Below are 14,583 nucleotides of genomic sequence, written 5' to 3' on the forward strand. Positions count from 1 at the left end.
CATACCTTGCAAGCGCGACCAATCCAAAATTACGCCAATCTGCGGAATGCGGGACGAAATGTTTGCTCGGCGGCAATGTAGGCAATGATATACGGGAACCACGAATTCACGGAGCTGCATACAGGAGGATGATGACGACCATGAAACACGCACGATTGTTGAAAGGAACGGCTGCCGCCGCATTGCTTATCGGACTCGCGGCCGTCAATCCGCTCCAGGCGCTGGCCCGCGACCATCACGAGCAGCAGGCGCCGGCGGTGACGGTAAAGCTCATCAACGCCAGAGGCGAAGCGATCGGCTCCGCCACGCTCACCCAGAAGCACGATGCGGTAACGGTGCGCGTCGAAGCGAGCAAGCTGACCCCGGGCGAACACGGGCTGCATTTCCACGAGACGGGCAAATGCGAAATTCCGGGCTTCGCGACGGCCGGCGCGCATTTTAATCCGGCCGCGAGAATGCACGGCTTCAATAATCCGAAAGGCTTCCATAACGGCGATCTGCCGAACCTCAAGGCGGATGCCGGCGGCAACGCCAAAGCCGAATTCGAAACCAAGGTCGTGACGCTGAAGCAGGGCGAGCCGAACTCGCTGCTCAAAACCGGCGGAACCGCGCTTGTCATTCACGATAAAGCCGACGACTACGTCACCGATCCGTCCGGCAATTCCGGCGACCGGATCGCCTGCGGGGTCATTCAATAAAGAAACGCTTCGATCGGAAGCCACGGCCGCGACACCGCTGCCGCGGCTTCTTTCGTTTACAGGCGTCCGGAAATCCGCTACATTGGTAGAGTTGCAGAATCGGAGAGTAAGAGAGAAACCAGACCAGCATGAAGGAGCAGGAAGCGCAAATGAACACTGGCATGACGAAAGCATTATCCCCCTGGGTGGAGGCGCTCGACCTGAAGCCCCATCCGGAGGGCGGTTGGTATAAAGAACTATGGAAGGCATCCTTCGCGATTCCGCAGGAGGTGCTCGGCGGCGCGTATTCCGGGGCGCGATTCGCGGCAACGTCCATATATTTCGTGCTGCACCCGGACGAATTTTCGGACTGGCATACCGTCCTGTCCGACGAACTGTGGCTGTGGCATGCCGGCAGCCCGCTGCTGCTGACGCTGGGCGGAACGGATGCGGAGCCGCGGAAGACCGAGGACATCGTGATCGGCCCGGATATCGCGAACGGCCAGCATCCGCAGGCGCTCGTGCCGGCGAACGCATGGCAGATGGCGAAGCCCCTCGGCGACGAGCCGGTGCTCGTCTCCTGCGTCGTCGCCCCCGGCTTCCATTATGACGACTTCAAGCTGATCGCGCGAGATTAGGCCGGATACGGAACATGCAAAAGCCAACCAGAAAAAACTGGTTGGCTTTCTCATTGTCAACCCCTGGTTTATGAAGCATTTCTCATTTTTTTCTAACAAACCGCATTTCTGCCTTGGTGTGAAAGGGTTTCCGTTTACATTGGTAAGTTGTGGAAGGTTTGGGCGTGATATAGTAATTCTCGAGCTTACACCGTTCACGGCCAACACCAAACCTTATCCACCGGGAGGAAGACAGCATGAATACCACGATGAAAGCAACATTCTCCAAAAAACTGCTCGCCATTACGCTTGGCGTATCGATCGCCTGCACGGGCGCGCTGACCTTGACGCCGCACACGACGCATGCCGCGTCGTCCTCGTCGACGACGGCCCTCGCGAACAAGATCGAATCGACCGGCAAAAAATACCTTGGCGTTCCTTATAAATTCGGCGCGAAATCCGGCATCACGAGCGCATTCGATTGCTCGTCCTTCATCCAATACATCTTCAAGAAAAACGGCATCAGCCTGCCGCGCTCGTCCAAGCAGCAGTCGAAGGTCGGCGTCAGAGTGTCCAAGAGCGCGCTCAAGCCGGGCGACCTCGTCTTCTCCGACACGAACGGCGACGGCGTCATCAACCACGTCAGCCTCTACATCGGCGACGGCAAGCTGCTGCATACATACCGGGTCGGCATCGGCGTGACCGTCTCCACGTTCAAGGGAAGCACGTGGGACCATCGCTTCGTCACGGCGCGCCGCGTCCTTTAGATTTCTTCGCCGCCATCCACGAGATAGCGTGCGGGAGCATCATGCTCCCGCACGTTTTTTGCGTGGATGGGCAAGCGTATAGTCCCGTCCCGCCGGCACCCCATACACTGGAGAAGAAAGGGATATCCGCTCAGGGAGGCGTTTGCGATGAAATTGGATATTGGCTGCGGCGCTCATAAACGGCCGGATCATTACGGGATCGACCGCGTCGCGCTGCCCGGCGTCAATTGGGTCAGCGACTTGAACGGCGACCTCCCGTTCCCGGACCACTCCGTGGAATCCATCGCGGTATGCCGGATGCTCCCCTACGTGGACGATCTCGCGCACACGCTGTCGGAGCTTTACCGCATCAGCATGGACAGGGCCGTCCTAACCGTCTTATGCCCGTACGCGCATCATTTCCGCCACAGCTCCAACCCTTACTTGAAGCACAGCTTCGACGAATATACCCCCCGCTACATGACCGCGCGCTTCATGCAGCCCGAAGACGGGCCTGCCTGTCCGCCCCTTGCCCCGTACGATTTTTTGCCCCCGCTCCCCTATGATTTCCGGCTGCTTCACATGGAGCTGTTCTACGAGCCGGCCTATGCCCCTCCGCTATATGAACCCGACGAACTGGAGATGCTGAAGGAACTGCAGGCGAACGTCGTGGATGAGATCCTTTACCGCTTCGTCGCGGTCAAAAGCGCGCTGAGCTTAGAGGACTGGCAGCAGCTGTGCGTTCAAGATCACTCCGAGCCGCACGGCGTCCGGCAGCTGCGGTGCCGCGGGCAATAGTCGCTCATTGCGGCTCATACGCCAGTTCCTTCGCGCATATGCTCCTATAGTGTATTCAGCCACTTACACGATAGGGGGTGAGGAACATTGCTCTCGTAGTTCGGGCTACCGTGAATTTGACCGGCGCCATCACTTTTACCGGCAATACGCTCGGTCTCAGCCGTTCGACGACGGAAGGCGTTCCAGGTACCCAAGACAGCATCGGCGCATTCGTCACGACCAACACCGCCGTCCGGTTCGGCACGTATCCGTTCGGGACGACGAATAACTACCTGCTCAACAATTCGTCCGCGATACTCGTATTGCCCGCAGGCAGCTCCGTCGTCTACGCGGAGCTGATTTGGGGCGGCTCTTATCTCGTTCCGGGCGTGAATTTGAGCGCGGCAATCAACAATCCCGTCACGCTTATCCTGCCGAACAACACGTCGGCCAGCGTCACGCCGGATCCCGCGACCGCAAATACGTTCGACCTGGGCTCGGGGCAGCTCGGCTATACCCGCTCCGCCAACGTCACGTCGCTCATCCAGCAAGGCGGCGCGGGAACGTACACCGCCGGCGCCATCGTCGGAACCATCACCGTCACCGACGCGACCATCAATCATGCCGGTTGGACGCTTGGCGTCATTTACGCCAATCCGGCCCTTCCGTTCCGCAACATGTCGTTGCGCGCCGGCGCCGTGCTTATCCAAGCGGATTCCGGTCCCGTCACGACGACGTTGACGGGCTTCGCAACGCCGGTAACCGGGACGCTCGGGGGCAGGGCGTTATTCAGCGCGCAGGAAGGCGACGCCAACCGATCCGGCGACCAAGCGTTGTTCGGACCGACCACGGCAGCGCTCGTCGCGTTGTCGGGACCGAACAATTTCGCGAACAACTTCTTCGCTTCGCAGATCAACAACGATGCGGGCAACTTGGACACGACCGGCACCTTCGGCACCCGGAATCAGGTCAACGGGGCTCCGGGCTCCAATATCGTCGGCGGCCGGCAAGGCTGGGACATCACCAACATTAACGTCTCCTCCCAACTCGCGAACAATCAATCGTCGGCGGTGCTCCGGCTCACGACCTCCGGCGATGCGTACGTCGTCAACGGCGTCGCCATTCAGGTCAATATCAATTCGCCTACGATCACCGTCTCGAAGAGCGCGAACGTCGCAGGTACCGTCATCGGCGATCAGATCACGTATACCGTCACCGTGAACAACACCGGCAACGCGAGCGCGGCGAGCGTCGTCGTCAGCGATACGCTGCCGGCCGGCTCCGCCTTCGTCGCCGGAAGCGTCATCGTCGCCGGCGTATCCAGGCCGACGGCCGACATCACGGCTGGCGTTCCCATCGGCTCCTTGGCCTTCGGCAGCTCCGTCACGCTTACATATCGGGCCGTCGTGACCTCGCTGCCGAACTCGCAACAGCTGTCGAACTCCGCCAACGCCGCTTTTACGTTCCAGAGCGTCGCGGGCGGGGACGTGATCAGCGGGGTCATTCCGTCGAACACGGTCAATACGCCGGTCTACGCGCCGGTCATCACGATGACCAAGAGCGCGAATACCGCGAATGCGTCCGTCGGTTCTACCGTCACCTACTCGGTGCTCGTCTCGAATACCGGCAGCATCGGGGCGACCACGACCTTCACCGACAACATCCCGACGGGCAGCACGTTCGTGCCGAACAGCTTTACCGTGAACGGCGTCACCCAGCCGGGCGCCAATCCGGCAACCGGCGTCAGCATCGGCGTCGTGCCCGCCGGCGGTTCGCGGACCGTTACCTTCCAAGTGCTCGTGAACAGCCTTCCGTCGCCGCCGCAGCTGACGGACCAAGCGACCGCGACGTATACCTACAGTCCGCCTGACGGTCGAACGCTGAACGGTTCGGCGGCATCGAACACGCTCACGATTCCCGTCAGCCTGCCGAATGTCAATTCAACGAAAAGCGCGAACCGGACGGCGACGACCGTCGGGGATACCGTCACGTTCACGACCGTCGTGGCCAACAGCGGCGTGGCCGCGGTGACGAACGTCATCTTCAATGATCCCGTTCCCGCGGGAAGCCTCTTCGTCTCGGGCTCCGTCACCGTTAACGGCGTCGCCCAGCCAAACGCCGTGCCGGCCAGCGGCATCTCGCTCGGCACGATCGCGGCGGGAAGCTCCGCGACGGTCGTGTTTCAGGTGATCGTCACGTCGCTGCCAAGTCCGGCGCAGCTCAATAACCGGGCTTCCACTTCATATACCTCGGGCACCTTCAGCGGCATATCGCTGTCCAACCTGGTCAGCGTACCGGTCTTCCTGCCGGTGATCACCGCGCAGAAATCAGCCAGCGAGACGCAGGCTACCGTCGGCGATACCATCGCGTATACGTTCGCGATTCAGAATACGGGCAATTACGTTGCGCTCCTGACGCTGACGGACGCATTGCCCGCCGGCACGGTCTACGTCCCGAACAGCATCTCCGTCAACGGCTCGCCCCGGCCGGCCGCCACGCCGCAAACCGGCATCCCGATAGGCGTGGTCGCCGCGGGCGGTTCCGCGACGGTGGTCTTCTCTGTCGTGCTGCAGACGCTGCCGAATCCGCCGAATCTGATCAACCAGGCATCGATCGCGTATGCGTATACGCTGCCGGACAACCGGACGTTCAACGGCGCCGTCAATTCCAATGCGGTCAACATTCCCGCATCCTCGCCGAACGTGACGGTCGCCAAGACCGCCAGCGAGTCGGTCGCCGCGGTCGGGGACGAAGTCACGTACACGCTCGTCGTGACCAATAACGGCATCGTGCCGGTTACGCAGGTCATCGTCTCGGATCCGATCCCGGACGGCTCCCAGTTCATCGCCGGCAGCGTACTCGTCGGCGGCGTTCCCGCGCCTTCGGCCAATCCGGCATCCGGCGTGGCCGTCGGTTCGATCGCGCCGTCCGCCTCGGTGACCGTCTCGTTCCGGGTCGCGGTCGTCGCGATACCGGCCGGCGGTTCCTTAAGCAACCGCGGGGCGGTCAGCTTCACCTCCGGCGCCTTCACCGGATCGTCGTTCTCGAACACGATCAATATTCCCGTGTTTCAGCCGATCATCTCGGTGCTGAAGAGCGCGAACCGGACCGCGGCGACGCTCGGCGACACGGTGGTGTACACGCTGCAAGTGCAAAATGCCGGCAACATCGGCGCCTTCGTCAATGTGACCGACAATATCCCCGCCGGCACGACGTTCATCACGAACTCCGTTCAGTTGAACGGCGCGCCGCAGCCTGGCACCAACCCGTCCACCGGCATTCCGATCTTCACGGTAGCTCCGGCAGGCTCGGCCGTCGTCACCTTCGAGGTCGTCGTCGATTCCCTGCCGAACCCGCAGCAGCTCGTCAACCAAGGAAACGCCGCCTATTCCTACACGCTGCCCGACAACAGAACGATCTCCGGCAATTCGCCATCCAACGTCGTGACCATTCCCGTCTCCGCGCCGAACGTTTCCGTCGTCCTCATCACCACGGCCGTCGATGCGGTAACGGGCGACACGATCGTCTATACCGGCGTCGTGACGAACAACGGCATCGCGACCGTCAACAACGTCACCTTCGTCGGGCCCGCGATACCCGGCACGACCTTCGTGCCGGGCAGCGTGACGGTGAACGGAGCGGCAAGACCACAGGCGGATCCTTCCGCCGGTATTCTGATCGGTTCCTTGGCGCCAGGCGCCTCTGCGACCGTGACCTATGGGGTGAATATTAATATGCCTGTTTCCGATCAGATTCTCAATCAGTCGACCGTCAGCTTCACGTCGGGCGCCTTCTCCGCCACGTCCTCGTCCAACGTGACGACGACGCCGGTGACGCAGCCGATCATCGGGATGGTGAAAACGGCCAATACGGCGAACGCGTCCGTCGGCGATACCGTCACGTTCACGATCGCGGTCAGCAACACCGGCAATTTGCCCGCCAACGTGACCGTGACGGATACCGTGCCGCCGACGACGACGTTCCAGACGAACAGCGTCATCGTAAACGGCACGCCGCAGCCGGGCGCCACGCCGACGGGCGGCATCAACGCCGGCACGATCAATCCCGGGGCGACGGCATTCGTCATGTTCTCCGTCGTCATCGACTCGCTGCCCAGTCCGCAATTCCTGGTCAACCAAGCGTCGTCGACCTACACGTTCACGCCGCCCGACGGCCGGCTGCTGACGCGGACGCAGCAGTCCAACACGCTGTCCATCCCCGTCTCCTCGCCGAATGTGACCGTTGCCAAATCGTCCACTTCGACGGCCGTATCCGTCGGAGACGTCATCCCGTATTCGGTGCTGGTATCGAACGCCGGCATCTCGCCGATCTCCAATGTCGTGTTCATCGACGGCATTCCGGCCGGCACGGCGCTCGTTCCCGGCAGCGTGACGGTGAACGGCATCGTCGTGCCGGGCGGCAATCCGGCTTCCGGCGTCTCGCTCGGCACGATCGCGAGCGGCGCCAACGCGACGGTCGCGTACGCATTGACCGTCACGTCCGTGCCGACGCCGGCGACGATCACGAACCAGTCCACCGTCTCTTACACGTCGGGCGCATTCTCCGGCATCACGTTCTCGAATACCGTCAACATCCCGGTCTTCCAGCCGGTCATCGGCGTGGTGAAATCGGCAAGCACGACGAACGCCACCGTCGGCGATACGGTCAATTATTCATTCGCCGTCTCCAATACCGGCAACTACGTGGCGCTCACCACCCTGACGGATACGATCGCGCCGGAGGTCTCGTTCGTGCCGAACAGCGTCATCGTGAACGGCACGCCGCAGCCGGGCGCGGATCCCGTCACGGGCATCCCGCTCAACATCATCGCGCCGGGCACGACGACGACCGTGACGTTCTCCGTCGTCATCAACTCGCTGCCGCCGGGGCAACAGCTTTCCAATCAGGCAACCGCTTCTTACGCCTACACGCTGCCGGACGGCCGCACGCTGACGGGCTCTGCGCTCTCCAATACGCTATCGTTCCCGGTATCCCCGCCGGACGTCAGCGTCGTCAAAAGCACGGCGAGCACCGCGCTCACGACAGGCGATACGCTGACGTACAGCATCGTCGTCGGCAACGGCGGCATCGCGCCCGTCGACAACGTCGTCTTCTCCGATCCGATTCCGCCGGGGACCTCCTTCCAGACGGGAAGCGTCACGATCGGCGGCGTCGCGCAGCCGAACGCCAACCCGGCCGCCGGGTTCTCGCTCGGCTCCATCCCGGCGGGAGGCTCGGTGACGGTGACGTTCAGCGTTACCGTCATCACGGTTCCGGAAGGCGGACTGGTCAGCAACCGCTCTTCGGTCAGCTTCACGTCCGGCGTCTTCTCGGCCGTTACGTTCTCGAACACGGTCACGACGCCGGTCTTCGAACCGGTGATCGCCCTGGCGAAGAGCTCGCCGACAATTCTCGCCAGCGTCGGCAGCAACGTCAGCTACACGGTCGTCGCGACGAACAGCGGCAATTATCCGGCGCAGGTCACGCTCTTCGACAACGTGCCGGACGGCACGACGTTCGTGCCGAACAGCGTCGTGGTCGGCGGCGCGCCGCAAGCCGGGGCCGATCCGTCGGTCGGGTTCAGCATCGGGATCGTGCCGCCTGGCGGCAGCGTGACGACGACGTTCGAATACTTGATCGTCTCGCTTCCGGCGACGCAGCAGCTCATCAACCAAGCGACGAGCAATTACCTTTATACCCTGCCGGATACGCGTTCCTTCTCGCGCAGCGCCCAATCGAACATCCTGCAAATTCCGGTCAGCTCGCCGAACGTGACGGTCGTCAAGAGCACGCCGTCGACGGATGCCGTCATCGGCGATATCGTGACGTACTCGAGTCTCGTGACGAACGTGTCCATCGCGACCGTAACCAGCGTCGTGCTGAGCGACATCGTCCCGGCGGGAACGACGTTCGTGCCGGGAACCGTCGTCGTCGGGGGCATTCCGCAGCCGAGCGCCGACCCTGCAACGGGCATACCGGTCGGCACGATCGCGCCGAGCGCCTCGGTTACGGTATCCTTTAACGTCACGGTCAATTCGCTGCCCGGGTCCGGACTCATCAGCAACCAATCGAAGGTCAGCTTCACCTCCGGCGCGTTCTCCGGCACGAGCACGTCCAACACGGTCACGACGCCCGTGTTCAATCCGATCATCGGCGTGCTCAAGACCGCCAGCACGGCCAATGCCACCGTCGGCGACACGATCACCTATTCGCTCGACGTCACCAATACGGGCAACCTGGCGGCGACCGTCACGGTCTTCGATACGGTTCCGGTCGGCGCGGAATTCGTGCCGAACAGCGTGACCGTCGGCGGCGTTCCGCTGCCGGGCGCCGACCCTACGACCGGTATCCCGATCGGCGTCGTCCCCCCGGGCGCTTCCGTGCACGTGCTCGTCTCGCTGCAGGTTACGGTCGACGCGTTGCCGTCGCCGCAGCAATTGGTCAACCAGGCGACCGCATCTTATTCGTTCTCGCCGCCGGACGGCAGAACCCTGTTCGGCTCCGTGCTCTCCAACGTCGTCGTCATTCCGGTGTCTTCTCCGAACGTCACGGTGGTCAAAACCACCAATGCCATCGACGCGGTCAGCGGCGATACGATCACGTATACGATCACCGTCACGAACAACGGCATCTCGCCGGTCAATAGCGTCACCGTGGTCGATCCGGTGCCCGCCGGCGTCACCTTCATCGCGGGCAGCGTGACCGTGAACGGAGTGCCGGTTCCCGCGGCCAATCCGAGCAGCGGGATTCCGGTCGGCACCATTGCCGCCGGAGCCGTATCGACCGTCACGTTCCAGGTGCTCGTGTTATGACCGAAAGCCTGCCGCAGACGGTCAGCAACCAATCGGTCGTGACCTTCGATAACGGCACGACCACCGAATTCGCGTTTTCCAATACCGTGAATACCCAGATCAACGGGGCGAGCATCGCGGTCGCCAAGTTCGCCGATGCGGTTCAGGCCGGCTTGTCGCTTCCCGTCACGTATCGGATCACGGTCGGCAACAGCGGCAACCGCACCGCGAACGTCATCGTGTACGACAGCCTGCCCCCCGGAACGATCTACGTTCCCAACAGCATTCTGGTCAATGGAACGCCCGTTCCCGGCATTGCGCCGGGAGCGGGCATTCCGCTAGGCGAGATTACACCAGGCGGCGTCTCCACGATCGTATACCAGCTCATCCTGACCGTCGTGCCGCCGTCCGGCGTGCTGGAGAACCAGGCGCGGGCGGACTATACCTTCGTCACCTTGGACCATCGCGTCATCAGCGGCTCGTCCTTGTCCAACGTCGTCTCGCTGCCCGTCTCGGCGCTGGCCGTCAGCGTGCAAAAGAGCGTATCCACCGCCGTGACCTTCGTCGGGGACATGATCACGTACAGCGTGATCGCCGCGAACGAAGGATCGGAACCGCTCCGGCAAAGCGTGCTGTTCGATACGCTTCCCTCCGGAACCGGCTTCGTTCCGGGGAGCGTGACGATTAACGGGGTCCGCAATCCTTCGGCATCGCCAGCCGGCGGCATTCCGCTCGGAACCATCGAGCCGGGCACCTCCAGGCAGCTTCTGTTCAACGCCGTCGTGCTCGACGTGCCCGTCCAAACCCGGCTGACCAACCAGGCAAGGCTCGTCTTCAATTACGGACAGTTTGAGCAAACCGCGGATTCGAATCCCGCGACGGCGATCGTCTACGGGCCGGCGTTAAGCGCGGTCATCGACGTCGCCCCGGACTTGGCAACGATCGACGATACGCTCACCTATACCGTCTTCATCACCAATGCGGGAACGCTCGATACCAGCGTCGTTGCCAAAGACCTCATTCCGTCGGGTACCGCTTTCGTGCAGGGCAGCGTCGTGCTGAACGGCGTTACGATTCCCGGTGCCGATCCGATCAACGGCGTAGCGCTCGGTTTTCTGCCGCCAGGCCTCTCATTTACGTTGACGTACAACGTAACCGTAACTCGAGCGGTTATCCAACCGCTGCAGACCGTGCTCGTAAACCGCGCCATTCTGGAATATGCCTTCCGGCTGCCGAACGGTCTGCCCGTTACGGATGCGCTGCTGACCAATACGGTCGTAGTCCCGCTCGTTCTCCCAGTCGTCAATGCGCATCTCGAAGCCAAGCCGGAACTCATCGAAGCCGGCGAAACGTTTCAAGCCGATGTCCGGCTTACGAACAATGGCAACTATTCCGCAAATATCACGCTTTACGATATCGTGCCAAGCGAGACGACGCTGGTGCCGGACAGCGTCTTCGTTGACGGAAATGCGGTATCCGCCGCAACCGGCGAAGCGATTCCGGTCGGCACCCTGCCGCCGAACGGCGCCGCGTCGGTGACCTATCTGCTGCGCGTCTTCCGTCATCCGCTGCAGCAGCGGATCCGGTTCCGCGTTCGCGCCGCGTACAGCTATGTCGTAAACAAGCAACAGACCTCGTCCTCGGTCTTCTCGAACGAAGCGACCGTCCGGATCGAAACGGACGATGAATAGACGCGAAAAAGCGCGGCGCTCCTCCAACGGAAGCGCCGCGCTTTTGTATTCGTTATGCGTTATGCGCGATACACGTACGGGTCCTTGGGCTTTTCGATGCCCGTCCAATCCTTCACGGTCAGCACCGGCAGCGTCTGCTTGAACGGCTGGTAAAATTCCGAGCCCAGTTTGCCGGTCACGTGCACCCATTGATCGTTTTGGAACGTCGAGCCTGCCGGAAAATTCACCAGCATGCCGAACACGCCGGAATCGGCCACGCAGTGGATGAATCCGAACCGGAAGACGAAATATTGATTGCCTCTCGCCTGATCGCCCTTGTAAATGAAGCCGTCGAAGCTGACCGTCTTGCCAATGAACGCGTCCGGATAATTGTACAGCGCCTCAAGACCTTTCAAGAAGTTCGCGTCCGTGAACTTCACGTCCTTCGCCGTCAGGAACTCGTCCAGCTCCTTCTTGGACACCTTGGCATAGCCTTGCTTGCCGTAGAAGACGCTCGTGTCGGGCTTCAGAAACTGATGGAAGCCGGGGTTGTCGGCGGATACGTTGAAATCCGGGAACGAGAAGCCCTTCGCTTTCACGAAGCTGGAGTCCAGCGTCTGCACGGGCAAGAAGAACCCGGTCAGCAGCGGGAAGACGAGAATGCCGTAGCCGAGGTACCGTTTCCATCGAATCGGCTGCTCGTGCGAGTGCCCGGTATGGTCATGGTCGTGGTCATGGCCGTGGTCATGGCCGTGGTTATGACCGTGGTGATTATGGTCGTGGCGGTCATAATCATGACTGTTATGGTTATGATCGTCATGGTTGTCTTGGCTATGACGGCCATCCTTATGATGATCATGTTCGCGATGATTATGATGGTCATGCGCACCGTGATCATGGCCATGGTCATGACGATCATAACCGTGATCTCCTTCAAACTCGTCCCCCTGTTCCTTATGCTCGGAACGACGGTCCGGAACTTGAGATCGTATAAGATGCTCGCCGCGCTCTTGCTCAGCGTGCTCTTGGCGCTCGGGAAGTACTCCTCCGCCCGCCGCCTCTACAGCGCTCAAGCTTTCCTCGGCCGCCGACTCCTCCGCCAGCTTGGCCTTCCGCTTGCCCGCTTCGCGCTCTTTCGCGTACAACCGGATAAACTCGAACACGAACAGGACGCCCAGCAGCACGATCGCGCTCTCCGACAGGTATGCGTATTTGGTATTGATGTATTTGTTCAAATTGCCGTTCATGTTCATCATCAGAAACAAGCAGGCGAACCCCGCCAACACATACAATCGAATCATCCCAGCAGCCTCCCCACGAGCAGCGATACGCCCAGCGTGCTGGCGACGATGAGTCCGATCAGGACAAGCACGAACTTGCCGCGGAACACGCCGAGCAGCATCAAGGTGTTCTTGATATCGATCATCGGACCGAAGACGAGGAACGCCGAGAGCGCTCCGATCGAGAACGTGCCGCGGAACGAAGACGCGATGAAGGCGTCGGCTTCCGAGCACAGCGACATGACGAACGCCAGGCAGATCATGACAAGCGAAGCGGTTACCGGGTTGCCGCCCAGCTTCATGAGCGAAGACGTCGGAATGAACGTCTGCATGGAAGCCGCGATGAAGGCGCCGAGCACCAAATACTTGCCCACCGAGAAAAATTCGTCGATCGCATGGAGCATGACATGGTACAGGCGGCGCCCGAGCGGTGCCCGGTCAGTCGGGCCGGCTGACATATCCGAGGCTGCGGCCGTCTCCAGCATCGCATCCTCGCGCAAGCGCATCGGAAGCTTCGGATAGAGGAAAGATATAACGATCGCCGTAACGTAAGCGACGACGACGGCAGCCCCTCCGCGAACCAGCACCATGCGCCAGTCATTGCCGAAGGCAATGTACGTCGCCGCCAGGACAATGGGATTGATGATCGGCCCCGTCAGCATGAACGCGATGCCGGCGTGCAGCGGCACCCCCTTGCGGAGCAGTCTTCGCGTGATCGGCACGATGCCGCATTCGCACGCGGGGAACAGCAGTCCGACGCCGCATCCGAGCAGCGAAGCCGCGAATCGGTTGCGCGGCATCACCCGCGCGATCCAGCGCTCCGACAGAAACGTCTGGATGAGGCCGGAGACGATGACGCCGAGCAGGATGAACGGAATCGCTTCCATGATCATGCTGAGAAAAATCGTGTTAAGCTGAAGAAACGTAACCACACTATACCTCCGAAGCAAAGTCCCCTACTCTATCTACTTTTCCCCATTATCTATCATTCCGCGGCCGAAATCCAATGACGCTTCTGCGTCCGCGCACGCGGGGATTTTTTGCACCGCGACAGCGGCGGCGGTAGTCTGTTAGAATGGAGAGCGACATTATTGCAGCGGAGGTTAACGGACGTGGACTACATCGTACTCGATATTGAATTCAACGGAAGAAAATTCGCCAGCGACCTGCCGATGGAGGTCATCGAGATCGGCGCGGTCAGACTGGACGCGGAGCTTCGCCAGACGGACCAATTCACGGCGCTCGTCAAGCCGGTTTATTTCGCCAAGCTGAACGACTTCATCCAGAAGAAGACCGGCATTCCGCAGGAGGGCATCGACGCCGCGGAAGGCTTTCCGGCCGTGATCCGGCAATTTCTCGACTGGCTCGGTCCGAACGAACGGTATCTGATCGTCACGTGGGGCGGCGAGGACATGAAGCGGATCGTCTTCGACACCCGGATGCACGGCCTGGACGACGCGTACTGGCTCGGGGTCAATTATTACGATCTGCTCAAAGGGTATATCCGCTACAAAGGCGTCACCAACGACGTGAGCGTGGAGAACGCCCTGGCCGATCTCGGGATCAGCGGCGACGACATCCAAGCCCATCGCGCGCTGGACGATGCCCGCATGACGGCCGAGATACTGAGGGCGGTATTCCCGCACCTGGACTTCGAGCGCGTCCAGCAATACGTGGACGTCTACTCCAACGCCAAGGAACGAAAGCTCGTGAAGAACGCCATCCGGATCATCGCCGCGCAGAAGGTCGCGCCGACGTGGCCGCTCATCGTGGAGCATGTATTGACGGGCAAGCTCGCGACGGACGACGCGCGCAAGATGGCGGAGCTCGAGGCGGTGTTCGACGCCGAAATGGCCAAACCGCAGCGCAAGCCGAAGCCGGCCGCGGAGCCTGCGACGGCCAAGACGGAATCGCGGGCCGCGGATGAATCGTCCTCCGTGCAGTGACCGGCCGGCCTCGAGCCCGCGCCGGTTTATCGGTTATCGCATCGGATCGGATCGGCTTCCGGAATTCCGGCATTGAACG

The 14,583-nt window shown here is 61.4% G+C and carries 9 protein-coding genes; 7 read left to right on the plus strand and 2 right to left on the minus strand.

From position 1 onward, the window contains the following. Positions 1–140 precede the first annotated feature (140 nt). From AC50YL_RS10430 to AC50YL_RS10455, 6 genes are all read left to right on the plus strand, one after another. A complete protein-coding gene (locus AC50YL_RS10430) occupies positions 141–698 on the plus strand; it encodes a superoxide dismutase family protein (RefSeq protein ID WP_494831684.1) in 558 nt (185 codons plus the stop codon). 161 nt (positions 699–859) lie between these two features. After that, positions 860–1,315: a cupin domain-containing protein gene (locus AC50YL_RS10435; protein ID WP_494832527.1), complete on the plus strand. Its 456-nt coding sequence runs from the start codon at positions 860–862 to the stop codon at positions 1,313–1,315. A gap of 236 nt (positions 1,316–1,551) precedes the next feature. Beyond that, positions 1,552–2,061 carry a C40 family peptidase gene (locus AC50YL_RS10440; RefSeq protein ID WP_494831686.1) on the plus strand — a complete coding sequence of 170 codons (510 nt, stop codon included), beginning with the start codon at positions 1,552–1,554 and terminating at the stop codon, positions 2,059–2,061. Between the two features lie 147 nt (positions 2,062–2,208). Next, complete coding sequence (locus tag AC50YL_RS10445) at positions 2,209–2,838, plus strand: class I SAM-dependent methyltransferase (protein WP_494831688.1); 630 nt, start codon at positions 2,209–2,211, stop codon at positions 2,836–2,838. Between the two features lie 77 nt (positions 2,839–2,915). After that, positions 2,916–9,629: a DUF7507 domain-containing protein gene (locus AC50YL_RS10450; RefSeq protein ID WP_494831690.1), complete on the plus strand. Its 6,714-nt coding sequence runs from the start codon at positions 2,916–2,918 to the stop codon at positions 9,627–9,629. Beyond that, positions 9,626–11,299, plus strand: coding sequence for a hypothetical protein (locus tag AC50YL_RS10455; RefSeq protein WP_494831692.1), 1,674 nt, complete (start codon positions 9,626–9,628; stop codon positions 11,297–11,299). The genes AC50YL_RS10450 and AC50YL_RS10455 overlap by 4 nt, the downstream gene beginning before the upstream one ends. Before the next feature lie 59 nt (positions 11,300–11,358). Here the strand turns inward: AC50YL_RS10455 and AC50YL_RS10460 are convergent, their stop codons facing one another. Both AC50YL_RS10460 and AC50YL_RS10465 read right to left on the minus strand, forming a co-directional pair. After that, complete coding sequence (locus AC50YL_RS10460) at positions 11,359–12,579, minus strand: TIGR03943 family putative permease subunit (protein ID WP_494831693.1); 1,221 nt, start codon at positions 12,577–12,579, stop codon at positions 11,359–11,361. Then, positions 12,576–13,490, minus strand: coding sequence for a permease (locus AC50YL_RS10465; RefSeq protein ID WP_494831695.1), 915 nt, complete (start codon positions 13,488–13,490; stop codon positions 12,576–12,578). Before AC50YL_RS10465 ends, AC50YL_RS10460 begins: the two co-directional genes overlap by 4 nt. A 180-nt stretch (positions 13,491–13,670) precedes the next feature. Between AC50YL_RS10465 and AC50YL_RS10470 the strand changes: the two genes are divergently transcribed. Further along, the gene (locus AC50YL_RS10470) at positions 13,671–14,504 is read left to right on the plus strand and encodes a 3'-5' exonuclease (protein ID WP_494831697.1); all 834 of its coding nucleotides are present in this window, start codon (positions 13,671–13,673) and stop codon (positions 14,502–14,504) included. The last annotated feature ends 79 nt before the right edge of the window (positions 14,505–14,583 follow it).

It is taken from the genome of Paenibacillus sp. J22P277 (genome assembly GCF_059383675.1).

What these genes read in the sequence shown, in the direction of transcription:
- AC50YL_RS10430 (WP_494831684.1), top strand. Translation starts at nt 141, where the DNA reads ATGAAACACGCACGATTGTTGAAAGGAACGGCTGCCGCCGCATTGCTT.
- AC50YL_RS10435 (WP_494832527.1), top strand. Translation starts at nt 860, where the DNA reads ATGACGAAAGCATTATCCCCCTGGGTGGAGGCGCTCGACCTGAAGCCC.
- AC50YL_RS10440 (WP_494831686.1), top strand. Translation starts at nt 1,552, where the DNA reads ATGAATACCACGATGAAAGCAACATTCTCCAAAAAACTGCTCGCCATT.
- AC50YL_RS10445 (WP_494831688.1), top strand. Translation starts at nt 2,209, where the DNA reads ATGAAATTGGATATTGGCTGCGGCGCTCATAAACGGCCGGATCATTAC.
- AC50YL_RS10455 (WP_494831692.1), top strand. Translation starts at nt 9,626, where the DNA reads ATGACCGAAAGCCTGCCGCAGACGGTCAGCAACCAATCGGTCGTGACC.
- AC50YL_RS10460 (WP_494831693.1), bottom strand. Translation starts at nt 12,579, where the DNA reads ATGATTCGATTGTATGTGTTGGCGGGGTTCGCCTGCTTGTTTCTGATG.